Origin of the sequence: Streptomyces sp. NL15-2K (genome assembly GCF_030551255.1) — a bacterium.
GTDB lineage: Bacteria > Actinomycetota > Actinomycetes > Streptomycetales > Streptomycetaceae > Streptomyces.
This window is the reverse complement of the sequence record NZ_CP130630.1, coordinates 6,527,262-6,549,419: the sequence shown is the minus strand read 5'-3', so window position 1 is coordinate 6,549,419 and position 22,158 is coordinate 6,527,262. Positions and strand designations below refer to the sequence as shown.

At 71.2% G+C, this 22,158-nt stretch carries 23 protein-coding genes and 1 pseudogene; 11 read left to right on the top strand and 13 right to left on the bottom strand.

The annotated features are described in order from the left end of the window. Positions 1 to 144: 144 nt before the first annotated feature. Positions 145 to 651: an ATP-binding protein gene (locus tag Q4V64_RS29525; RefSeq protein WP_172629204.1), complete on the top strand. Its 507-nt coding sequence runs from the start codon at positions 145 to 147 to the stop codon at positions 649 to 651. Positions 652 to 753: 102 nt separating this feature from the next. Here the strand turns inward: Q4V64_RS29525 and Q4V64_RS29520 are convergent, their stop codons facing one another. From Q4V64_RS29520 to rpmG, 8 genes are all read right to left on the bottom strand, one after another. Then, positions 754 to 972 carry a DUF397 domain-containing protein gene (locus Q4V64_RS29520; protein ID WP_253266955.1) on the bottom strand — a complete coding sequence of 73 codons (219 nt, stop codon included), beginning with the start codon at positions 970 to 972 and terminating at the stop codon, positions 754 to 756. Between the two features lie 307 nt (positions 973 to 1,279). Next, positions 1,280 to 1,744: an SRPBCC domain-containing protein gene (locus Q4V64_RS29515; RefSeq protein ID WP_124440237.1), complete on the bottom strand. Its 465-nt coding sequence runs from the start codon at positions 1,742 to 1,744 to the stop codon at positions 1,280 to 1,282. After that, on the bottom strand, positions 1,741 to 2,094 hold the full coding sequence (locus Q4V64_RS29510; RefSeq protein WP_124440238.1) for a metalloregulator ArsR/SmtB family transcription factor: 354 nt from the start codon (positions 2,092 to 2,094) through the stop codon (positions 1,741 to 1,743). Before Q4V64_RS29510 ends, Q4V64_RS29515 begins: the two co-directional genes overlap by 4 nt. 122 nt (positions 2,095 to 2,216) lie before the next feature. Beyond that, a complete protein-coding gene (locus Q4V64_RS29505; RefSeq protein ID WP_124440239.1) occupies positions 2,217 to 2,597 on the bottom strand; it encodes a VOC family protein in 381 nt (126 codons plus the stop codon). A gap of 81 nt (positions 2,598 to 2,678) precedes the next feature. After that, entirely contained in the window at positions 2,679 to 2,912 is a 234-nt protein-coding gene (gene rpsR, locus Q4V64_RS29500) for a 30S ribosomal protein S18 (RefSeq protein ID WP_124440240.1), read from the bottom strand. Between the two features lie 7 nt (positions 2,913 to 2,919). Continuing rightward, positions 2,920 to 4,086: a GTP-binding protein gene (locus Q4V64_RS29495; protein ID WP_124440241.1), complete on the bottom strand. Its 1,167-nt coding sequence runs from the start codon at positions 4,084 to 4,086 to the stop codon at positions 2,920 to 2,922. Positions 4,087 to 4,090: 4 nt separating this feature from the next. Continuing rightward, positions 4,091 to 4,348 carry a type B 50S ribosomal protein L31 gene (locus tag Q4V64_RS29490; RefSeq protein ID WP_124440242.1) on the bottom strand — a complete coding sequence of 86 codons (258 nt, stop codon included), beginning with the start codon at positions 4,346 to 4,348 and terminating at the stop codon, positions 4,091 to 4,093. Between the two features lie 5 nt (positions 4,349 to 4,353). After that, positions 4,354 to 4,518, bottom strand: a complete 165-nt coding sequence (gene rpmG / locus Q4V64_RS29485; RefSeq protein WP_010044249.1) for a 50S ribosomal protein L33 — start codon at positions 4,516 to 4,518, stop codon at positions 4,354 to 4,356. A gap of 62 nt (positions 4,519 to 4,580) precedes the next feature. On the opposite strand from rpmG, the gene rpmB reads away from it, so the two are divergent. From rpmB to Q4V64_RS29465, 4 genes are all read left to right on the top strand, one after another. Then, entirely contained in the window at positions 4,581 to 4,817 is a 237-nt protein-coding gene (gene rpmB / locus Q4V64_RS29480; protein WP_124440243.1) for a 50S ribosomal protein L28, read from the top strand. After that, on the top strand, positions 4,817 to 5,122 hold the full coding sequence (gene rpsN / locus Q4V64_RS29475; protein ID WP_124440244.1) for a 30S ribosomal protein S14: 306 nt from the start codon (positions 4,817 to 4,819) through the stop codon (positions 5,120 to 5,122). The genes rpmB and rpsN overlap by 1 nt, the downstream gene beginning before the upstream one ends. 54 nt (positions 5,123 to 5,176) lie before the next feature. Next, complete coding sequence (locus tag Q4V64_RS29470) at positions 5,177 to 5,713, top strand: hypothetical protein (protein WP_124440245.1); 537 nt, start codon at positions 5,177 to 5,179, stop codon at positions 5,711 to 5,713. A gap of 101 nt (positions 5,714 to 5,814) precedes the next feature. Further along, positions 5,815 to 6,336: a DUF4232 domain-containing protein gene (locus tag Q4V64_RS29465; protein ID WP_124440246.1), complete on the top strand. Its 522-nt coding sequence runs from the start codon at positions 5,815 to 5,817 to the stop codon at positions 6,334 to 6,336. Between the two features lie 11 nt (positions 6,337 to 6,347). Here Q4V64_RS29465 and Q4V64_RS29460 read toward each other — a convergent pair whose 3' ends face one another. Further along, positions 6,348 to 7,562, bottom strand: a complete 1,215-nt coding sequence (locus Q4V64_RS29460) for a DUF2786 domain-containing protein (protein ID WP_124440247.1) — start codon at positions 7,560 to 7,562, stop codon at positions 6,348 to 6,350. Between the two features lie 66 nt (positions 7,563 to 7,628). Here Q4V64_RS29460 and Q4V64_RS29455 point away from each other — a divergent pair, with 66 nt between their 5' ends. The 3 genes from Q4V64_RS29455 (at position 7,629) to Q4V64_RS29445 (ending at position 10,819) form a co-directional block, all read left to right on the top strand. Then, a complete protein-coding gene (locus Q4V64_RS29455) occupies positions 7,629 to 8,255 on the top strand; it encodes a LysE family translocator (protein ID WP_124440248.1) in 627 nt (208 codons plus the stop codon). Between the two features lie 77 nt (positions 8,256 to 8,332). Further along, a complete protein-coding gene (locus Q4V64_RS29450; protein ID WP_124440249.1) occupies positions 8,333 to 9,064 on the top strand; it encodes a Clp protease N-terminal domain-containing protein in 732 nt (243 codons plus the stop codon). Between the two features lie 69 nt (positions 9,065 to 9,133). Next, positions 9,134 to 10,819, top strand: coding sequence for a bifunctional 3'-5' exonuclease/DNA polymerase (locus tag Q4V64_RS29445; protein WP_124440250.1), 1,686 nt, complete (start codon positions 9,134 to 9,136; stop codon positions 10,817 to 10,819). Positions 10,820 to 10,889: 70 nt separating this feature from the next. On the opposite strand, the gene Q4V64_RS29440 is transcribed toward Q4V64_RS29445, so the two are convergent. Then, entirely contained in the window at positions 10,890 to 11,462 is a 573-nt protein-coding gene (locus tag Q4V64_RS29440) for a GNAT family N-acetyltransferase (protein WP_124440251.1), read from the bottom strand. 174 nt (positions 11,463 to 11,636) lie between these two features. Continuing rightward, positions 11,637 to 11,966, bottom strand: a complete 330-nt coding sequence (locus Q4V64_RS29435; RefSeq protein ID WP_303712349.1) for a hypothetical protein — start codon at positions 11,964 to 11,966, stop codon at positions 11,637 to 11,639. Positions 11,967 to 12,216: 250 nt separating this feature from the next. On the opposite strand from Q4V64_RS29435, the pseudogene Q4V64_RS29430 reads away from it, so the two are divergent. Together Q4V64_RS29430 and Q4V64_RS29425 are read left to right on the top strand one after the other, a co-directional pair. Next, positions 12,217 to 13,844 (top strand): annotated as a pseudogene (locus tag Q4V64_RS29430) (IS200/IS605 family accessory protein TnpB-related protein). Between the two features lie 286 nt (positions 13,845 to 14,130). Continuing rightward, on the top strand, positions 14,131 to 17,139 hold the full coding sequence (locus Q4V64_RS29425; protein WP_124440258.1) for a S53 family peptidase: 3,009 nt from the start codon (positions 14,131 to 14,133) through the stop codon (positions 17,137 to 17,139). Positions 17,140 to 17,257: 118 nt separating this feature from the next. Here Q4V64_RS29425 and Q4V64_RS29420 read toward each other — a convergent pair whose 3' ends face one another. Together Q4V64_RS29420 and Q4V64_RS29415 are read right to left on the bottom strand one after the other, a co-directional pair. Then, positions 17,258 to 19,540: a glycosyltransferase family 39 protein gene (locus Q4V64_RS29420; protein WP_124440259.1), complete on the bottom strand. Its 2,283-nt coding sequence runs from the start codon at positions 19,538 to 19,540 to the stop codon at positions 17,258 to 17,260. Continuing rightward, the gene (locus tag Q4V64_RS29415) at positions 19,533 to 20,813 is read right to left on the bottom strand and encodes a glycosyltransferase (protein WP_124440260.1); all 1,281 of its coding nucleotides are present in this window, start codon (positions 20,811 to 20,813) and stop codon (positions 19,533 to 19,535) included. The genes Q4V64_RS29420 and Q4V64_RS29415 overlap by 8 nt, the downstream gene beginning before the upstream one ends. Before the next feature lie 177 nt (positions 20,814 to 20,990). Here Q4V64_RS29415 and Q4V64_RS29410 point away from each other — a divergent pair, with 177 nt between their 5' ends. Further along, positions 20,991 to 22,046, top strand: a complete 1,056-nt coding sequence (locus Q4V64_RS29410; RefSeq protein WP_172629205.1) for a transposase — start codon at positions 20,991 to 20,993, stop codon at positions 22,044 to 22,046. Positions 22,047 to 22,158: the final 112 nt, after the last annotated feature.

Sequence of the window (22,158 nt, the reverse complement as noted above, 5' to 3'; positions counted from 1 at the left end):
AAAAATGGCCAACAAGCGGTACGGGAGGGTCCAATTCGGTCACCTGCACGTGCATCTGCCCTTGCATCTGCTGTACGCATCGGAAACCATGGTCCCGCGCAACCGCTGCATCGCAACGACCGCGAATTCCCGGGAGTGCCTCGCATGGGGACGAATGGATCGACCATGCTCGAGCCGTTACGGCAGGGCCTTCCGCCGCTGGATCCTGCGGCCGTGTCCAGCGCCGCCTCCTGTGCTCTGCCCGCCCGTTACGAAGCGGTGCGCGAGGCCAGGCAGTTCACGCGCGGAACGCTGGACCAGTGGGACCTGGGCGACCGTTTCGACGACGTGTGCCTGGTGGTCTCCGAGCTGGTCACCAACGCGCTGCGACACGCGCTGCCGGCCGGTGCCCCGTGCGTCCCGGAGCAGAACCCGCTCGTGCGGTTGCACCTGATGCGCTGGACGGAGCGGCTGGTGTGCGCGGTGCGCGACCCCAGCCACGCCAGCCCTGTGGCGCGCGAGGCGGACGACTTCTCGGCGGAGTCGGGCCGCGGCCTGTTCCTCGTCGACTCCTTCAGCGACAGCTGGGGCTGGCATCCGCTCGCGGGCACGCTGGGCGGCAAGGTCGTCTGGGCGCTGTTCCGGTTGCCCGATCCGCAGCCGGGCGAATGACGGACTTCGGCGTCTTCTGACGCCGAAGTTCTACGCGCGTTACGGCGGGTCAGGAGCCGATCGCCCTCAGTGGCAACGTTTTCCTGGCTTTCCCGGCGGCCGTCAGCCCGCTATCAGGTGGTCGAACTCGCCGTCCTTGATGCCGAGCAGCATCGCCTCGATCTCGGCCCGGGTGTAGACGAGCGCCGGGCCGTCGGGGAAACGCGAGTTGCGGACGGCCACGTCCCCGCCGGGCAGGCGGGCGAACTCCACGCAGGAACCCTGCGAGTTGCTGTGCCGACTCTTCTGCCAGGCCACCCCGTGCAGCTGGGTGGCGGCCATGCCGTTGTACACGCCGGACGCGTCGTACGCGTCGTACACGTCGTGATCCACAGGTCGCTCCCCGGTGGTGCATGGGCTGGTGAGGCCATTGATGCAGTGGTCAACTTGCCCCGGATCATAGCTCTGTTTCACGTGCAGATGCATGGGCAGATGCACGTGCACGAGGCGTCATCCTGCGATTACAGCTTTGGGGGCCGCTTTACTCACTGCCTTGTCCGCGCCTTGGACGGCCGCGTTACCGAAGTCGTTCCAGTGACTGAAGCTGTTCCAGTGCCCGAAGTCGTTCCTGTTACGGAAGTTGTTCGGGTTACCGGAGTCGTTCCAGCGTCTGCCCCAGAGCTCGCAGTACATGCGACCGCCAGCCCCCGTCCATGATCTTCCGCGCCATCAGCTGCGCGGGGTCGTCCGGATCGAACCCCTCGTGCACTAGGAAGAGACGCGTGCCGCGGCCTTCGTGTTCCAACGTCCAGGTGATCGTCCAGTTCGCGGGGTTGGCCGGATCGACGTCGGCCCAGCGGAGGCGGAGCATCCGCTCGACGTCGTAGGCGAGGACCCGCACCTCGACGACGCCGGAGAAGTTGGAGCTGGGACGCGGTACCGAGGTCATGCGATAGCGGTGGCCGACCTCCAGGCGGAAGTCCTCGGCACCCCGCATCTGCCACTGCACGAGCAGATCGGGCTCCGTCAGAGCGCGCCAGACTTTGGCCGGCGGGTGCGGGAAGAACTGGTCCACGCGGATGACCGTGAGGTCGTCATCGGGTGCGGTGCTCATGTCGTGCCATCGTCGGGCATGCGGTCGAGCAGTTCGCCGAGGTCTTTCAACCGCCCGCGCCAGAACCGTTCGTAGGGATGGAGCCAGTCCTGCACCTCGGCGAGCGGGGCCGCCTCGAGACGGTAGATGCGCTGCCGGCCGGAACGCCGCTCGGAGACGAGACCAGCCTCTCGGAGCACCTTCAGGTGCTCCGAGAGGCTGGGGCGCCGCATGTCGAAGTGGTCGGCCAGGGCCTGGACGGGCTGGGGCCCGTCGTCGCGCAGCAGGCGCAGCAGCTCGCGGCGTACGCCGCTGGAGAGCGCGGCGAAGACGCGGTCCTCGGCGGCCTCGCGGGCCCCGGTCGTGGTCATGCCTGCCTTTCGGGCCTGTCGGGCGGATCAGGCCGCAGGATATCCGCGGCGCCCTCTCGGCTCCGGTGAGCGGGGCCTGGCGTGCCAGACCCGCGTCTGCGGCATGATCCCTCAGAAGGGCCCTAGTGCTGGCCCTCCGTCAGCAGCATCAGACCGTTGCCGTCGGGGTCCGTGAAGGAGGCCATCCGGCCCCACGGGTGCTCGTCCGGGCCCTGCACCGAGGCTCCCGCTTCCGCGAGCCGGGCGACGTCGGCGTCGACATCGATCGTCAGCAACATGATCCCCCGGGTCGAGCCGGGTTCGAAACCGCCCATGCCCGGCCCGGAGAGCGTGAAGACGGTCTGCGCTCCCTTCGGCGCGACCTGGAGCCAGCGCCCCTGCGGCATGTCCAGGTCGGCGGTGACCTCGAAGCCGAGGACGTCCCGGTAGAAGCGCAGGGCGCGGTCCTGGTCGGAGACGGGGAGGGTGACGAAAGAGGCGTGGGTGATGTGCGTTGCGTTCATGGGCACGACGATAGGTAGGAGATTCCCTACGTGTCAAACGTAGGGAATCTCCTACCTATCGGTCGACTGCCTGGGCGCTCGTCAGCGGCTGGAGTACGGCAGCAACGCCATCTCCCGCGCGTTCTTGATCGCGCGGGCCAGCATCCGCTGCTGCTGGGCCGAGACGCGGGTGACGCGGCGGCTGCGGATCTTGCCGCGGTCGGAGATGAACTTCCGCAGCAGGTCGGTGTCCTTGTAGTCGATGTACGTGATCTTGGCCTGGTCCAGCGGGTTGGGACGGTTCTTGGCCGGCTTGCGTTCGGGCTTACGGGGCATGGCGGGGTCAGACCTCCAGGAGGGTGTCGAAGGCGGGTGGCAGGCGCTTCCAGGCGGTGCGCCCGGCGGCGTACTCGGCGTCGGTCAGCAGGCAGGACTCCAGGAGCCGTTCGAGTCCGTCGCGGTCGAGGCCGGGCGAGGTGAAGACCAGGTGCTGGCAGCAGTCGCCGTGCTCGGGGTGCCAGTCGAGCGCGGCGGCGGCGCGGCGCACCGGCGGGACCATCTCCCAGGCCGCGTCCGGGAGGGCTGCGAGCCACGGGCCCGCGCTCTCCACGCACAGCGCCCCGCCGGCCGCGTCCCAGTGCAGCAGCGTGTCCGGCTTGTCGGCGAGCCAGAACCGGCCCCGGCTGCGGGCGGCGGCACAGGTGATGTCCTCCAGGGCCGCGTACAGCCGCTCCGGGTGGAAGGGGCGGCGACGGTGCCAGACGAGGGTGGAGACGCCGTGGGAGTCGGCCTCTGCGGGCAGCAGGGCGCACGCGGGGTGCTGGGCGGCGGCGGCCGCGTCGACGTCGAAGCCGGCGAGAGCGGCCCGCACCAACGGGGAGGCCGTACCCGGTGCGGGTGCGCCCGCCAGGTCACCGTGGCCGATCAGGACCTGGCGGGCCGTCGGGTGCAGCTGGGCGAGCAGTTCGCGGTCCTCGTCGTCGGCCTCCGGGGAGTCGGTGATGGCCAGGACGGGCGCGTACTCCAGCTGCCGCGCGAAGGTGTCGGCGACCGTGCGCTGGTCGGTGGCCGCGGCGGCGAGGCCACGCTCGGCCAGGTCGTCGCCGTTGCCGAGATACGGCAGGACCAGCGCCGGGTCCACGGCGGTGATCACGCCGGTGACGGTGAGCCCGCCGGACGTGACGACCTCGGCCATGGCCTTGGGCTCGACGGAGTCCCACAGCTCGACGACCGCGAGCCGGATGCCGCCCGTGTCCCGGATCCGGATCAGCTCCGGCACCAGGTCCTCACGCAGGGCACAGCACGCGCAGTCGTTGACCAGGGGCGCCTCGCCGGCGTCGATGACGCCGGTGGCATCGCGGATCGTCCGGACGACCGTGCCGGCGGCGGCCGTCGCCAGGTCGTGGTGGAGCACGACACTGTCGGGCACATCGGCGAGCAGCCGCTCCACGGCCGCCTTGCGGGCGTCGGCGTGCAGTCCGCCGACGATCACGACGGAGAGCTCGGGCATGTGACTAGCTCCGCTTTCCGTACCGGCGTTCGAACTGTTCCACGCGTCCGGCGGTGTCCAGGACGCGGGCGGTGCCCGTGTAGAAGGGGTGACTGACCGCCGAGATCTCGACGTCCACGACGGGATACGTGTTGCCGTCCTCCCACTCGATCGTCTTCTCGCCCGTCGCGGCGGACAGCGTCGAGCGGGTGAGGAAGGCGTAGTTCGCGGCACGGTCGCGGAAGACGACGGGACCGTACTCCGGGTGGATTCCCTTGCGCATGGCGGTCAGCGCTCCTCTCGGAAGTCGACGTGGCGGCCGACGACCGGGTCGAACTTGCGCAGGGTGAGCCGGTCCGGGTCGTTGCGGCGGTTCTTGCGGGTCACATAGGTGTAGCCGGTCCCGGCCGTGGACCGGAGCTTGATGACCGGGCGGAGTTCGTTGCGTGCCATGCTGCTATCTTACTGAAAATGAATTCCATTTACACACCCACGTCGAGAGAGGTGCATCACCCGTGTCCGCCCACTGCATGCTGACCGGAGCCCAGCCCGGCTTCGGCAACCGCATCTCGCACTCCCACCGGCGCACCTCGCGCCGTTTCGACCCCAACATCCAGTCCAAGCGCTACTGGCTGCCGAGCGAGGGCCGGTACGTACGGCTGCGGCTGAGCACGAAGGGGATCAAGACCGTCGACACGATCGGCATCGAGGCGGCCGTGGCCCGCATCCGCGCCCGGGGGGTGCGGGTCTGATGGCGAAGAAGAGCAAGATCGCGAAGAACGAGAAGCGGCAGGAGATCGTCGCGCGGTACGCCGCGCGCCGGGCCGAGCTGAAGGAGATCATCCGGCGGCCGTCGTCGACGGACGCGGAACGGCTCGCCGCACAGCGGGAATTGAGCAGGCAGCCGCGCGACGCCAGCGCGACGCGCGTACGCAACCGCGACCAGACCGACGGGCGGCCGCGCGGCTACTTCCGTGCCTTCGGGCTGTCCCGGGTGAGTCTGCGCGAGCAGGCGCACGCGGGGTATCTGCCGGGGGTGCGCAAGTCGTCCTGGTAGCTTGCTGCGGTCCTCCCGGCCAACCGGGCCGACCGCTACAGCTTGGGAGCTTCCATGACTTGGGCGACTTGGGGTGCGCGCCGGCGGGTGCGGGTCGCTGCCGCGGCCGCGGGCCTCGCGGGCGCGCTCGTACTGACCGCGTGCAGCGGCGACGGCGGCTCCGAGGACGAGGCCTCCGCCGCACCCAGCAGCCCTGACACGTCCGCTTCCGCGAGCGCGGAGACGGGCGGCGGGTCCGGCGGCTCCGACGGTTCCGGCGGCTCCAAGGCCGCGTCCGACGGGCTGGAGGGCAGCTGGCTCGCCACCACCGACGGCAAGGCCGTGGCGCTGGTGGTCACTGGCTCGCAGGCCGGGCTCTTCGCGACCGGCGGGACCGTGTGCAGCGGGACCGCGCGCGAGGAGTCCGGCATGGAGATGATCCGCCTCAAGTGCAAGGACGGCAGCAAGGACCGGGCGAGCGGGATGGTCGACTCCGTCAACGGTACGACCCTCAGGGTGACCTGGGAGGACGGCCTCGGTGCGGAGACGTACACCAGGGCGGAGGGCGGGAAGATGCCCACGGGGTTGCCTACGGGGGACCTGGGGTCGTAAGGCTTGGGGGCCGTACGCCTGGGGGGGCGGCAATCGTGTCGCCCCTCATGCGTGATGATCCTTGCAGTCGATCGCCGATGTCACGCCCCAGAGGACCCCACATGCGCGTCACACCCCTCGCCGTCACCGCCCTCGCCGCGGCCCTTCTCCTCACCGCCTGCGACAGCGGCGGGAGCGACGACAGCGGCGGCACCAGCAAGGGCGGCGATGCCTGCGAGATCAACCAGCTGGGCGTCGAGGTCGGCCCCGCCGACGTCGCCCCGGCCGCCGGAGACACGGGCAACGTGCCCGTCTCCCTCACCAACCAGAGCGCCCCGTGCGTCCTGGACGGCTTCGCGGGCATCGGCCTCGACGCCGGCGGCAAGTCCGTGACCGTCCCCGCCGCGGCCGGCGCCAAGCCGGAGAAGCTGACCCTGCCCAAGGGCGACAGCGTGACCTTCACCCTCACCTACGTACGAGGTGGGACGAGCGGAGCGGAGAGCCTCGCCGTGAAGACGCTGCGGATCAGCATGCCGGGGGCCGGTGACGACGAGAAGAGCTTTCCCTGGACGTACGGCCCGTTGGCGCTGAAGGGCGGCGAACCGGACGCGTCCGTGGGTCCGTTCACGCACGCGGGTGACTGAGCGCCCGGCGGTCACTGCAGCGGTCGCCGGCCCCTGACCTGTGCCCGGTCGGCCGCCTGGGAGCCCTCCGTCCAGCCCGCCTCGTCACCCACGCCGCGCAACCGGGTCGTGGTCGTCTCCGGGAACATGCGGTCCAGGCGGTCGGTGACCGCGACCTCGCGGGAGGCGAGGACGGGCAGCAGGTCCTCGCTCACGGTGGCCTCGGCGGTGGCGCGCAGGCGGGTGCCGACGCGGTGGGCGTAGGCCGCGAGGAAGGACTGCCGGAAGGTCTTGGTGCGCTTACGGCCGCCGGCCCGCTGGGCGGCCTCCGCCTTCGTCATCGCCGTAGTGGCCTGGACGAGGAGCGAGGTGTAGAGGAGTTCGACGGCCTCCAGGTCGGGTTCGAAGCCGACGACGGTGGAGAAGCCGAAGGGTTCGTTCCACACGGCCCGGCAGTGGTTGGCGGTGGCGACCGCGTCCAGCAGCACCGCCTTGGCCTGCTCGTACGGCGGCTCGACACCGATCCGGCAGGCGCCGGGCACGTCGGCGCCGCCGGAGCCCTGCCCCTGCGCCCGGTCCGACAGCAGCGCCTCGTCGATGCTGTGCCGGGCCATCAGCTCCTGCGCCTTGGCGCTGAGTGCCTCGGCCTCCTCCGGGAAGCCGGTCGCCTCCGCCTTGGCGAGCAGGGCGCGGATCCGGGTGAGCATGCGGGAGTCGGTCCGGGAGCCGGAGCCGCGTTCGCGTCCGGGCTGCTCCAGGGGCTCCAGGGCGGGCAGCCGCAGCAGCAGGCGGTACAGCTCCAGTACGGCGCCGGCGTGCGAGAAACGGTCGGTGCGGGGCGGGGTGCCGGTGGGGTCGTCCGGCTGGGCGTGAGGCGCGAGGTGCGCGAGCTGTGCGGTCCAACGGGGGCCGCGCGGGCGGTCGTGCGGCGCCTGGGCGCGGATCAGCGCCGCGACGAGGCGTACGTGTACGTCGTCCAGCTCGCGCCGCACGAGCCGTACGACATCCGCGGGCTGCCAGCCGCGCCGCCAGGCCGCCGCCACGAACTCCTCGCCCCGCCGGTTCAGTTCGGCGTCCGCCGCGGGGTCGGCCGCGAGGAGCGAGGCGCCGGTGTCGAGGGCGGTGTCGGTGTCGGCGTAGAGGGCGGCCTGGAAGGCGCGTTCGACGGTGCCGGGCGTACGGCCCGGATCACCAGTCGTACTGCCCGAGCCGCCCGTCGTACTGCCTGAGTCATTCGTACTGCTCACCCGGCGATCGTCTCACTCCCCGAAATTCGGTCGCCGCCCCCGGGGACGGCTTCGAGCATGGCCCGCATGGTGGACATGCATCTGTACGCGGCGTTCCTCGTCGCCGCCTTCGCGCTCTGCGTCACTCCCGGCCCCGACATGATGTTCATCGTGGCGATGGGCGGACGGGGCGGGCCCACGGCCGGGGTGATGGCCGCGTTCGGCGTGGCCTGCGCCATGTTCGTGCACGCGGTCGCCGCGGCGCTCGGGCTGTCGGCGCTGTTCCTGACGCTGCCGACGCTGTACCACGTGCTGCGCTGGGCGGGCGCGGCCTATCTGCTCTACCTGGCGGTGAAGGCGTTCCGGGACCGCTCGGTGCCGGGCGAGGAGGGCGCGCAGGCCCGTTCGGGGATGCGGCGGGCCTTCTGGCAGGGCGCCGTCACCAACCTGCTCAACCCCAAGGTGATCCTCTTCAACGTGGCGTTCCTGCCGCAGTTCGTGGACCCCTCGCTCGGCCATGTGCGGGGTCAGTTCCTGCTGCTCGGCGTGACGCTGGTGGTCATGGGCTTCCTGTGGGACGGCTTCGTGGGTCTGCTCTCGGGGCGGCTGGCCGGCCTGTTGAGGCGCAGTGCGCGGGTGAACCGGGCACTGAACATCGTCTCCGGGACGGTGTTCACGGGGCTGGCGGTGCGGTTGGCGGCCTCACCGAAGTAGGCGGCACGCGCGCGTGGCGACCGGCTGGCGTCAACCGGCGGTTGACGCACCCAAGGGTGTCAACCTACGGTTGACGTATGACGAACCCCATCACCACGTCGTCCATACGCCTCGACGACCTCATCGCCGCCATCAAGAAGGTGCACGCCGAGCCCCTCGACCAGCTCGAGGACGCGGTGATCGCCGCCGATCACCTCGGCGACGTGGCCGACCACCTGATCGGCCACTTCGTGGACCAGGCCCGCCGCTCGGGCGCCTCCTGGACGGACATCGGCAAGAGCATGGGCGTCACCCGGCAGGCGGCCCAGAAGCGGTTCGTGCCCAAGGAGTCGACCGACCTCGATCCGAACCAGGGCTTCAGCCGGTACACCCCCCGCGCGCGGAACGTGGTCATGGCCGCGCACAACGAGGCCAAGGCCGCGCGGAACTCCGAGACCGTCCCCGCGCACCTGCTCCTCGGCCTGCTGGCCGAGCCGGAGGGGCTGGCGGCCAAGGCGATCGTCGCGCAGGGCGTCTCCCTGGACGCCGTGCGCGAGGCCGCGACCGCCGCGCTCCCGCCGGCCGCCGAGGAGGTCCCGGAGCTCGTCCCCTACCAGTCCGACGCCAAGAAGGTCCTGGAGCTCACCTTCCGCGAGGCCCTGCGCCTCGGCCACAACTACATCGGCACCGAGCACATCCTGCTGGCCCTGCTGGAGTTCGAGCACGGCACCGGACCGCTGGCGGGCCTCGGCATCGAGAAGGCGCCGGTGGAGGCCGAGCTGGCCAAGGCGCTCGAGGGCCACCTCAAGGCCCAGGAGGGGCAGAGCTGAGCTCTCCTCCGGCGGCCCTCGGCTGACAGCGGCGAGTCGTTGTCAGACCCTCCTGCCACACTCGCAGTCATGACCGACCGGTGGGCTCTCGCTCCGGCCGAGGACGGTGGCGTGGAGATCGCCCCCCTCGGTCGGGGCGGGCTGCTCGCCGGGCCGGTGCGGCGGGCGGCGGATCCCGCCGAGGCCGTGCGCGGCCTGCCGGAGGTCACGCGGTGGGTGTGGCGGTCGACGGCCGAGACGTATCCGCGTCTGCTCGCCGCGGGGGTGCGAGTGGAGCGGTGTTACGACGTCGAGGACGCGGAGACGCTCCTCCTCGGCCACGAGGGGCGGTACGGCGAGCCCCGCTCGGCGGCCGCCGCCCTGGCCCGGCTGCGCGGCGGCCCCGTACCGCCCGACCCGCCCCAGCGTGCCGCCGAGCCCGGCTCGCAGTCATCCCTCTTCGAGCCGCAGGCCGAGCACGTACCACTGGCCGACCTGGTCGAGGTGTACGCCGAGCAGCAGCGCCGCCATGACGCCACCGCGCACCCGGACCGCATGCGGCTGCTGACCGCCGCCGAGTCGGCGGGGATGCTGGTGGCCGCCGAGATGAACCGGACCGGACTGCCGTGGAGCGCCGAGGTGCACCGCCGGGTGCTGCACGACCTGCTCGGCGAGCGGTACGCGGGCGGCGGCGAGCCCCGGCGCCTGGCCGAACTCGCCGACGAGGTGTCCGCCGCCTTCGGCCGGCGCGTGCGCCCCGATCTCCCCGCCGATGTCGTCAAGGCCTTCGCGCAGGCCGGGATCAAGGTCAAGTCGACCCGGCGCTGGGAGATCGAGTCGGTCGACCATCCGGCCGTGAAGCCGCTCGTCGAGTACAAGAAGCTGTACCGGATCTGGGTCGCCCACGGCTGGTCCTGGCTGCAGGACTGGGTGCGCGACGGCCGCTTCCGGCCGGAGTTCCTGGCGGGCGGGACGGTCACGGGCAGATGGGTCACCAATGGCGGCGGTGGCCTCCAGATCCCCAAGGTGATCCGGCGGGCCGTGGTCGCCGACCCCGGCTGGCGGCTGGTGGTCGCCGACGCCGACCAGATGGAGCCGCGCGTGCTCGCGGCGATCTCCCGCGACCCCGGCCTGATGGAGGTCGCGGGCCGCGAGAGCGACCTGTACCAGTCGGTGTCCGACCGCGCCTTCTCCGGCGACCGCGCCCAGGCCAAACTCGCCGTGCTCGGCGCGGTCTACGGCCAGACCTCCGGCGACGGCCTGAAGAACCTCGCCGCGCTCAGACGCCGCTTCCCCAAGGCGGTGGCGTACGTCGACGAGGCGGCCCGCGCGGGCGAGGAGGGGCGGCTCGTGCGGACCTGGCTGGGGCGGACCTGCCCGCCGGCGGCCGGGGCGACTGAGGACACGGCGGAGGAGGCGGGCATCCCCGCCGCCGAGGAGGACGCCGAGGACCGGCAGTGGATCCCCGGGTACGCCTCCACCAACGCCCGCGCCCGGGGCCGGTTCGCCCGCAACTTCGTCGTCCAGGGCAGCGCCGCGGACTGGGCCCTGCTGCTGCTCGCCGCCTTGCGGCGGACCTGCGCGGACATGGCGGCCGAGCTGGTCTTCTTCCAGCACGACGAGGTGATCGTGCACTGTCCCGAGGAGGAGGCGGAGGCGGTCGTGGCGGCGATCCGGGAGGCGGCGGACCTCGCGGGGCGGCTGACGTTCGGTCGGACGCCGGTGCGGTTTCCGTTCACGACGGCGGTGGTGGAGTGTTATGCGGATGCGAAGTGATCGTGCGGTTGGCCGGGCGTGCACCACTTCCGGCTCGCTGTCCATGCCGCATGGAGCGGCTGGCACCGTCCTAGTCGGTCCCGGCGGAGTCGACCTCCCGGGCGAGGATCGCGTAGATGTACTCGCTGCCCCAGCCCCGGTCGTCACGGTCGTTCTCGATCAGATGCGCCTCACGACGCATCGACAACCGCTCACAGATCCGCTCGGAGGCCGTGTTGTCCGCATCGATGCGGGCGAACAGACGGTGCACGCCCAGCTGTTGAAAGGCCAGGTCACGCAGGGCGAGCGAAGCCTCGCTGGCGTAGCCGCGGCCCCCGTGGTCGGGGTGGAAGACCCAGCCGATCTCGGCCTGCTGGGCGTGCGCGCTCGCCAGTGTGACCTGAACCTCGCCGATGACCCCGGGGGCGTCGCGGCGGACGACCGCCAGCGTGAGATTGTCGCCGTCCTCCTTCCAGTGGGTGCCCTGCCCGATCCGTTCGATGACCTCGGCGCAGCGCGTGCGATCACGCGGCGGCCGGTAGAGGAACCTGGCCACCTCGGGCAGCCGTTGATACGCGTACATATCGTCGAGGTCATCCGCGGTGAACAGACGGAGGACCAGCCGTTCCGTCGTCACCGGCTGGGAGCCCACGGTTAAATTCATGTTCGTCCAGCTTCCGAGTAAATCCAGGATTGACGCCCCATCACCGGAAACTTAGACTCCACCGCGCTATGTGGCCAGTGATATCTGCAAGGACTCACAGGACTCGACCACCGTCCATTCCTCACCGGATTTCACATACGGCTCCCAGCAGACGCGTAAGCGTAGCCGTGGGGCTCAGCCGGTGAAGTAGCCCGTCAGGTCGGCGACGAGGTTGACGCTGCCGGCGTTGTTGTAGAAGTCGACCTTTCCGTTGATCACGGGGACGACGACCAGGTTGGGGAAGGTCTCGCCCGCGCTGAAGTTGAGGTTCGAGACCGCGGGACGCGGACTGCCGTCCGGATAGACGGTGACGTAGCTGGACGAAGTCCCGCCGGTCGCCGTCACGTTCACCACGACACTGGTGACCCCACTGCTCGGCACCCCCGCCACACCGGCGACCTGGAGACCGACCGTACCGGCCGACCCGACCACGCGCGCGCCTCGTATGTGGCTGCGCGGCGCCATCACGCCGGCTCTGATCGGTTCGTGTCGCGACAGCGCCCTGCCGGCAGGCAGGGCGACGGTGGGGGTGGTGAGCAGGTGGGGATCGACGGTGCTTGAGCGTGTTCTGGCGTGTATGAGTGTGCCTCCTGGCAGCGTCAGGCATGTTCTCCGGCGGGGAACGGGAGTTCTTGCGTCGAATGCGTGACCTTCGCTGGTGGTGGTCGTTGGTGTGGTGAGGGATTTCTTCGATACCGGGCCGGGGGGTGACGGGGTGGGTGAGCTGCGGGAGGTGGTGGCGCCGTTCGTGGTGCCCGGTCTCTCGGGGGTTGCGATCCGTACCCGGCTCAAGGGCCTGACCGCTGGGGACGAGAAGGTGCTTCGCCTGGTCGGCGACCTGCTCGGTTCGCTTGCTTCCCGTGATCTGAAGGCGCGGTGCGCGGCCGGTCTGGAGCACGACAGTGAGCGGTGGGCCGAGCGCAAGCGCACTCTCACACAGGAGTCCTCCTCCCGCTGGGCCGGGTCGGTCACGAAGGCCGCCCACGATCAGTGGGCGCTCGCCCGGCGTGGCCGGCTCGCGCACATCCAGAGCCTTCAGGCCGGGATCGAGACGATCGAGCACCGGCTGTCCCGGCCCATCGGTGACAAGGGCACCAAGCAGGCGCCTGGCGGCTACCGCAGCCGGCAGGAGTGGTTTGCCAAGTCCCGCCGCCTGCGCGTGCTCGAAGACCGGCTTCAGACGGCCCGGGCGGAGCGGGAGGCCGGGGTCGTGCGCGTGGTGCGCGGCGGGAAACGGCTGCTGAACACCCGGCACAACCTGGATGCCGCCGGGCTCACCGAAGAGCAGTGGCGCGCCCGGTGGGAGGCCGGGCGCCGGTTCCCGCAGGCCGACGGCGAGTCCGGCAAAAGCTACGGCAACGAGACGATCCGCGTCACCGGCGACGGCGAGGTCTCGATCAAGCTCCCGGCGCCGCTGGCGCCGCTGGCGAACGCTCCGCACGGCCGGTACGTGCTCACCGGCCGCGTGGCGTTCGCGCACAGGGGCGAGCAGTGGCGTGACCGGGTCACCGCCAACCGGGCCGTGGCCTACCGCATCCACGAAGACGTAGGCCGGAGCCGCTGGTACCTGACCGCGTCATGGACGCTCCCGCCGGTCCAGATGGTGCCGCTGGAGGCGGCCCGCGCGGGCGGGCTGGTCGGCGTGGACACCAACGCCGACCATCTCGCCGCCTGGCGCCTCGACCAGCACGGCAACCCCGTCGGCGCACCGCTCCGGTTCGGCTACGACCTGTCCGGCACCGCCGGCCACCGCGACGCGCAGGTGAGGCACGCCCTCATCCGCCTGCTGCACTGGGCCAAACGCCACAGCCTCGCGGTCGCGGTCGAAGACCTCGACTTCCAAGCGGAGAAGACCCGGGAGAAGCACGGCCGCCGCAAAAGGTTCCGCAAGCTCATCTCCGGCATGCCCACCTCCCGGCTGCGGGCCCGGCTGGTGTCCATGGCGGCCGAACTCGGCATCACCATCGTCGCCGTCGACCCGGCCTACACCTCCAAGTGGGGCGCCCAGCACTGGCAGAAGCCCCTCACCACCAACACCAGGAAGACCACTCGCCACGACGCGGCCGCCGTGGCGATCGGCAGGCGCGCCCTGGGCACCCGATCCGGCGACGGACGGCACCGCCCCGCACCCACCGGAGCGATGGGTGCGGGCATCGGACCGTCCAGGCCGAATCAGTGGCCCCGGGGCGTGAGGGAAACCGCCCCCGCATCCCCGGACCACGGACACGATCCGTGCGCGCCGGACGCGGCGAGAACGCGGTGGACCAGAACGCCCAACACCGTTCGGGGCGTTCGGCTGAGCATGAGTTCTGGCAACAGGACTCACTCCCGCTCAGTCTTTAGGAACGATACGCGATGATCGGCAGGCTACACCGGGTTCGCTCCGGTCTCCATGTCGCAAAGATCCCCCCATGGTTCCCCTGGGGCTGAGGACAACATCTGTCAACTCTTGATAGGAAACGCACACACGTCTGGTTCAGGGTGATTGCTCCTGCGTGCCCACATGCCGGCGCACATGCCGACACACATGCCGGCGCACGCATCTCGGCTGCCAGATTGCGGCTTCGACCACCGTTCCTCCTGCCTCTCAACGGATGTGACGGTGAGTCAGTTTCTATGGGAGTTCTGCATGTTCAAGAAGGTCCATGCCTCGCTGGGACGTCCCAGACACGCGGCGGGCAAGACCGGCAGACGGGCTCGGGGGATCACGGCGGCAACCACCGCCGCTGTCGCTCTCACCGTCGCCGTCGCCGCCACCGCCGCCTACGGCGCGGTCACCGACAGGGCCGAGACGGGATCGCACGCGCCCCAGCGCATAGGCACGGCCCCCCGCGTCCCGGCCGGCGCGACCGCGGCCGGCACGACCGCTTCGGGAACCACGCTGCACATCGGCGTGCACCTCGCCCCGCGTGACCCGCAGGCGCTGGCCGACTTCGTCACCGCGGTATCCACCCCGGGCAACTCCCTGTACCACCATTACCTGGCCAAGGGGCGGTTCGCCTCGGTCTTCGGCCCGACGCCGGCCACCATCGCCCAGGTCTCCCAGGCGCTGAAGGCGGCCGGCCTCACTCCCGGCAAGGCCAGCCCGGACGGCCTGTCCATCCCGGTCACCACCACCGTCGCAAAGGCGTCCGACGCCTTCGACATCGGCTTCCGGAACGTCCGGCTCAAAGACGGCACCACCGACTACATGAACACCGCGGCCCCCGCACTGCCCGCGAACACAGCGGCGTCGGTGACGGGGATCGTGGGCCTGAGCGACGTCAGCTCCATCACCAGCCACCACTCAGCCGTGCGTCAGGCGAGCAGGACCGGCTCCGTCGCCGGACGCGGCTCGCGCGCCGTGGCCCCGCACGCGTACAGCCCGGGACTCTGCACCGACTTCACCAGCTCGGGCCTCACCGACGGCACCGACTACTACAGCCCCGGCAAGCTGGCCGGCACCTACGGCATGAGCAGCTCCGCCACTGCCGGCGCGGGGCAGACCGTGGCCGTGCTGGAACTGGAGAACGTCGACGCCGGCAGCATCGCCGCGTACCAGTCCTGTGTGGGCACCAACACGTCGGTCTCCACCGTGTTCGTCGATACGGCGGCAGGGGCCGGCGCGCCGGCCACCGACGGATCGGTCGGCGTGGAGTCGGCGCTCGACATCGAGGACCTGATCGGTCTGGTACCGGGCGCGAGCATCATCGACTACCAGGGCGTGGACGCCCAGTCCGCGACCGACCAGAACGTGCTCGACGTCTACCAGCGGATGGTCACCGACGACCAGGCGCAGGTCATCTCGACCAGCTGGGGGGTGTGCGAGGCAGCCGAGCTCAGCGCGACCGCGAGCGCCGAGAACGCCATCTTCGCCGAGGCCGCGGCGCAGGGCCAGAGCGTGGTCGCCGCCTCGGGCGACGACGGATCCAGCGACTGCTACGTCTCGACCGGCTCCACCGCCAAGGCCGTCGACGACCCCGCGAGCCAGCCCTACGTCACCGGCGTCGGCGGCACCACGATGACCGGCTCGGGCAGCAGCGCGACCCAGAAGGCGTGGAACAACGACGCCGGTGGCAGCGGCGGCGGCATCTCCTCGCGCTGGGCTCCCGTCGTCTACCAGGGCGGTGTCGCCACCACCGCCAAGCGTGCCGTTCCGGATGTCTCCGCCCTGGCGGACCCGTACACCGGCTACCCGATCTACTTCCAGGACGACAGCGTCTCCTCCAGCCCCGTCCCCGGCATCGTCGGCGGCACCAGCGCCGCGGCTCCGACGTGGGCCGCCGCCATCGTCCAGGCCAACGCCGGCACGGCCTGCCAGACCAACGGCCGGGTCGGCTTCCTCAACGACGCCCTCTACAAGGCCGCGCGGAGCAGCTACCCGACGAACTTCTGGGACGTCACCAGCGGCACCAACTCCGTATACGCCACCGGCTACACGGCGGCGGCCGGCTACGACGAGGTCACCGGCCTGGGCTCGCCCAAGGAGGCCGGTCTGATCACCTCGCTGTGCGCGGCCAAGGGCACGGCGGCCACCGGTGCTTCCACCTTCCACCCGCTCAGCAGCCCCAAGCGCCTGCTGGACACCCGCAACGGCACCGGTTGGGGGCTCAGCTCCATCCCGTCCACGAAACCCCTGGTCGCGGGCGGCACCGCCCCGGTCAAGATCGAGGGCGCCGGGGGGATCCCCAGCAGCGGCGTGACCGGCGTCGTGCTCAACCTCACGGTCACCGGCACCACCGGCGCGGGTTCGCTGATCGCCTGGGCCGACGGCACCAGCAAGCCGTCGACCAGCAACCTCAACTGGACCGGCGCCGGCCAGACCATCGCGGCCTCGGCGACCGTCAACGTGGCCGGTGACGGCGTCGTGGACCTCCGCACCAGCAGCACCACCCACCTGATCGCCGATGTCCAGGGCTACTACACCAGCGACACCACCGGGTCGAAGTACACGGCGCTCACGCCGGCCCGCCTGCTGGACACCCGCTCCAAGGTCGGCATCTCCACCACCAGCAAGATCACCAACGCGGTGGTCAGCCTCAAGGTCCGCGGCCACGGGGGCGTGCCGACCGGCGCCTCCTCCGTGGTGCTCAACCTGACGGCCACCCAGACCGTCGGCTCGGGCTACCTGGAGGCCTACCCCGAGGGCGCGACCCGCCCGACCGCCTCCAACGTCAACTGGTCGGCCACCGGGACCACCATCCCCAACCTGGTCGTCGTGCCGATCGGCTCCGACGGCAACGTCAGCCTCTACGTCCACGGCACCAGTCATGTGATCGCCGACGTCTCCGGTTACTTCTCCACCAGCGGCTCGGCCTTCAACGCCGTCACCCCGCTGCGCCTGCTGGACACCCGTCAGACGACGGCGCTGGGCGCCGGCAAGACGCTGGCCCTGCAGATCTCGGGCCGCGACGCCATTCCGTCCACCGGCGTCAAGGCCGTGGTGCTGACCGTCACCGTCACCGGCACCACCGGCAGCGGCTACCTCACCGCCTGGGCCGACGGCGGCACCCGTCCGACGGCCTCCAACCTGAACTGGGTACAGGGCAAGACGATCGCCAACCAGGTGATCGTGCCGGTCGGCTCCGACGGCAAGGTCGATTTCTACGCCAGCAGCACCACCCAGGTGCTCGCGGACGTGGCCGGCTACATCGGCTGACGGTGGGCCTGCCGACGACACAACGGCGCTGCCCCGCCGACCCTCGTGGTCGGTGGGGCAGCGGCGTTGTGGGCGGGGTTCGCGGCGAGGCAGGCGGGTGGCTGGTCAGCCAGAGCTGTCATTCACCAGAGCAGTCATACAGCGTCTGCGGGGCGGCCGTACCGCCCCGGCGCTCCGGGGAGGTGGCGGATGCGGCGGCTCCCCCGTACGCGGAGGCCGGCACCGCCGAGCAGTGCGCCTGGACGTACGACATGACCGGTGAGATACCGCCGCTCCGCCCGCTCCCGAACGCACCGCTGAACCCGCCGCCACCGGCCAGGACGTAGCGCAGCCGACCTGCCGAGACGTACTGCTGGAACTTCGTGAGCGTCATCGCCGGGTCGCTCCCGGTGAAGCCGCCCATGGCCAGGGCCGCCTTGCCGCCCGTCGCCAGGATGATCTGCGCCGCCGAGGTGGCGTTCTGGGTCGCCACCAGCCACTTCGCGCCGTCCTGACGCTGTTCGAGGTAGCCGATCAGCTGGGCACTGATCATGCCGCCCCGTCCACCGCCGAAGCCCATGCCGCCGAGGAACGGTTCCCCTGTGCCCCCTACACCTGCTCTGTCCGCTCTGTCCGCCCGCCCGAGATCGCCACCGCCCCCGAAGCGGACGAACCCGCCCTGAGCGCCGCGCCCGTACTGGCCCCTCGCCACCGGCGGCCGGAAGCCGCTGCGGCCGCCGAAGTCGCCTGCCACCGGCTGGAGATCGCTGCGGCCGCCGAAGCCGCCGCCGGTACGGCTCGCGGGGCCGCCCATCGGATTGCTGCCCTGGATCGCTCCCGCCGTGACGGTGTCGGCCGCGTAGGCCGCCGGGCCTGCGAGCAGCGCGACCAGCGCCGTCGACGCGCCGACGAGCAGCAGCCGCCCGCGCCGGGGCGGCTGAGCCGCACGCCGTTCCCGCGCCGTGCCCACCAGCAGCGCGACCACCGCGACCACTGCGGCCACCGCGATCAGCGGCCACAGCCACGAGGCGAAGTCCGGCGTGCGGCGCAGCAGTACCACCGCCCAGGCCGCCGAGCCGAGTACCGCCGCCGCCAGGACGCCTGCCCACACCACGGCGCCCCGGCGCGCCGCGCGGAGCAGCGCCGACCCGCCCGCGCCGGTCGAAGCGGCGACCGAAGGGGTGAGCATCGTCGTGTAGTAGGGGTGGAAGGTCCCCGAGGCGTAGCTGAAGGTGACGAAGTGGGTGAGCATCCACACGCCCCACAGCATCAGCGCGGCGCGGCGCAGGTCGCCACGGGGCCGACGTCCGCGCAGCACCAGGGCACTGATCAGTGCCACCGCCGCGAAGGGCAGCAGCCAGGAGATCTGCCCGCCGAGTTGTTCGCTGAACAGCCGGCTGATGCCGGTGGACCCGCCGAAGCCGCCCCGGCCCCCTGCGCCGGTCCGCCCGGCGGCGGCCTGGGCGAACTGGTGTGCGACCTCGGCCGTCCTGCCGCCGGCGTGCCGGGCCGTGTCAGCGCGGCCGCCGTCCTTGCCGAGTATGCGGGCCAGGCCGTTGTAGCCGGTGGCCAGGTCCCAGACCGAGTTCTCGGTGCTGCTGCCGATGAAGGGCCGGTCGGCCGCCGGGACGGAGTCCACGGTCACCATCCACCATCCGCTGGACACCACCAGCGCGACACCGGCGGCCAGCATGTTCCTGGTCCGCCGCGCGACGCCACCGGGCGCGGCGAACAGGTACGTCACGAAGAAGGCGGGCAGCACGATGTACGCCTGGAGCATCTTGGTGTTGAAGGCGAAACCGACCAGCACGGCCGACCAGACCAGCGGCAGCAGCCTGCCGCCGCGCACGGCCTCCAGCAGGAACCAGGCCGCGCAGACACAGAGCAGCACCAGCACGGGGTCGGGGTTGTTGTCCCGGGTGATCGCCACCGTGATCGGCGTAAGCGCCATGACCAGGGCCGCGACCGTGGCCGCCGAGTACCCGAAGACCCGCCGGACCGCGCTGTACAGCACCGCGACCGAGGCCACCCCGGAGGCGGCCATCGGCAGCAGCATCTGCCACGTACCGAACCCGAACACCCGGCAGGAGAGTCCCATCAGCCACAGCGCCACCGGGGGCTTGTCCACGGTGATGAAGTTGCCGGTGTCGAGGGAGCCGAAGAAGAAGGAGGTCCAGCTCTTGGTGCCGGACAGTACGGCCGCCGCGTAATAGCTGTTGGCGTCGCCGTTCGCGCCCAGCCCGTACGCGTAGAGCGCGGCGGCCGTCACCAGCACGGCCCACAGCGCCGGCCGGGCCCACCGGGGGGCGTCCGGCGCGCCCAGCAGCAGCCGCCCGAGCCGGGAGCGGCCGGTGCCCGCTCGCGGGGCCCGGGCCGGACGGTTGAGTACCCCGGGCTGCGGTGCGTATGTTCCGTCAGTCATTCCAGTGCTCCTCGGGCGGCACCGGCGTGCCGTGCAACTGCCGGTCGGTGCGGCGTGGGTTGAACACCCACACCCTCATCAGAAGGAACCTCGCCGCGCTGGCCAGTACGTTCGCGCCGACCAGCGCCAGGAGTTCGGCCGATCGGGAGGCGTGCGGCACGGCCGACCGCACCAGGGCCAGGGTCGCCGTACTGAGCACCAGGCCGATGACGAAGGCGAGCCCGCCCTCGACCTGGTGGCGCAGCGCGTCACGCGGGCCGGTCAGGCCGAAGGTCCAGCGGCGGTTGGCGGCCGTGTTGGCGACAGCGGTGACCAGCAGCGCCAGCGCGTTGGCGGCCAGCGGGGGCGTCAACTGCCTCAGCAGCAGGTACAGCAGCAGGTAGGCGAGGGTGCAGCAGACGCCGATCACCGCGAAGCTGGACAACTGCCCGCGCACCCCGGTGGTGATACGGGGCCGCTTCCGCGGTGGCACCGGCACCTCGGCCGGCCCGGACAGCGTCCGGCGCAGTACTCGGACCATCCCCCGCAGGTCGTCCACCGCGGTCCGGACGATGTCGACCCGGCTGTCGGGGTCGTCCACCCAGTCCACCGGCACCTCATGGACCCGCAACCCGCTGCGCTCGGCGAGCAGCAGGAGCTCGGTGTCGAAGAACCACGCCTCGTCCTCGACACCGGCCAGCAGCGCCTTGACCACGTCGGTGCGGCCCGCCTTGAAGCCGCACTGCGCGTCGGAGAAACGGGCGGCCATCGTGACGTGCAGCAGCGTGTTGTACGTCCGCGAGACGAACTCCCGCTTGGGGCCGCGTACCACCATCGAGCCGCGGTGCAGACGGCTGCCGATGGCCAGGTCACTGTGACCGGACATCAGTGGGGCGACCAGCGGCAGGAACGCGTCAAGGCCGGTGGACAGGTCCACGTCCATGTAGCTGACCACGTCGGCGTCACTGCGGCTCCAGACATGGCGCAGGGCCCGGCCCCGGCCCTTGAGGTCCAGGTGCACCGCCCGAACGTGTGCGAGCCGCCGTTCCAGGGCGGTGGCGACCTGCCACGTTCCGTCCGTGCTGGCGTTGTCCGCGATGGTGATCCGGAACCGGTACGGCAGGCCCTCGGCGAGGTAGGCGTGGACTCTGCGGACGCTCCGCTCCAGGACCCGTTCCTCGTTGTGGACCGGGATCACGACTTCCACGAGTCGTGCGGAGCCCGATTCGGGGCCGGTCGTGCCGGGTGGTGTCGCGTCGGCGGGCTCTCTCGCCAGTACGACCGATTTGCTCATGACCGTCACATTGGTGAGCCGCCTTCAGCGGAGCATGAGGAAGCCCTTAGCCCGCTGTGAGAATCAGCTCAAAGAAGCCCCTGCACGGGGTATGCGGATCGCATGTTGACACCACGTAAGGCGACGGAAAGCCTCGGTGCACATCATCGTCGCCGAAGCGCCGCAGGGATTCAGCCGGTGACGCCCGAGGTCGCCGGGCCGGCCGAGTGCACCGTCGACCCGCACGACGGCACTATCACCCTCGTACTGCCCGAACCGCTGCGGCATCTGGCCAACGCCCCCCGTGGCCGCTACATGCTCTCCTGCGCCGTCACCTTCCACCACGGCCGCGAGGAGTGGCTCGACCGCGTCACCGCCAACCGGGCCGTGCGCTACGACATCGTTCACGACCCCGCCCGCGCCCGCTGGTACCTCGACGCCTCCTGGACCCGCGACACTGCCCCGCCGCGCACCCCACAAGAGATCCGCGCGTCGGGCGCCCGCCTGCTCGGCGTCGACCTCAACGCCGACCACCTCGCCGCCGCCGTCCCCGACGAGCACGGCAACCCGGTCGGCGAACCGCGCACCGTCCCGCTCGACCTGACCGGCCCCGCCACCACCCGGGACGGCCGCCTCCGCGCAGCCATCACCACCCTGATCACCCTCGCCCACGAGCACGGCTGCGCCGCGATCGTGATCGAGAACCTCGGCTTCACCGACGCCCGCGCCACCGGCCGCGAGACCATGGGTCGCGGACAGCACGGCAAACGCTTCCGCCGCACGGTCGCAGGCATCCCCACCGCACGCTTCCGCGAACGGCTGCGCGGCATGGCCTACCACCAGGGCCTGACCGTCATCGCCGTCGACCCCGCCTACACCAGTATCTGGGGCGAGAAACACTGGAAGACCCCGCTCCAGCAGCAGACCAAGACCACCGTCACCCGGCACCACGATGCCGCCGTGGCGATCGGCAGGCGCAGCCTGGAACACAGGATCCGGCGTCGGCCAGGTGTGACCGCACCCGCCCAGAGGATCGGGCGGCGGGGAGCTACCGGCCAGACCGCATCCCTCCCCAGACCGCGCGGAACCACGAGAGACCGCGCGGAACCACGAGCCCACCCAGGACAGCGGGCACGCCCACCCAGGGCGCCAAGACCCGACCGCGCCGAGGTGACCAACTCGTGCTGTTTCCCGACCTCGAAGACCGTTCGCGAGGTCACCAGGCCCTCACCGGCCCGGTTCACGGCGAATTGACCAACACGGGCCAATTCCCCTAAGAACGGTTCTTCCCCGGCGTCACCTACCAACTGGGCAACTGCATAGCCGCGTTCAACCTGCCGATCCAGCAGGCGCTGGCGAAGTCCCA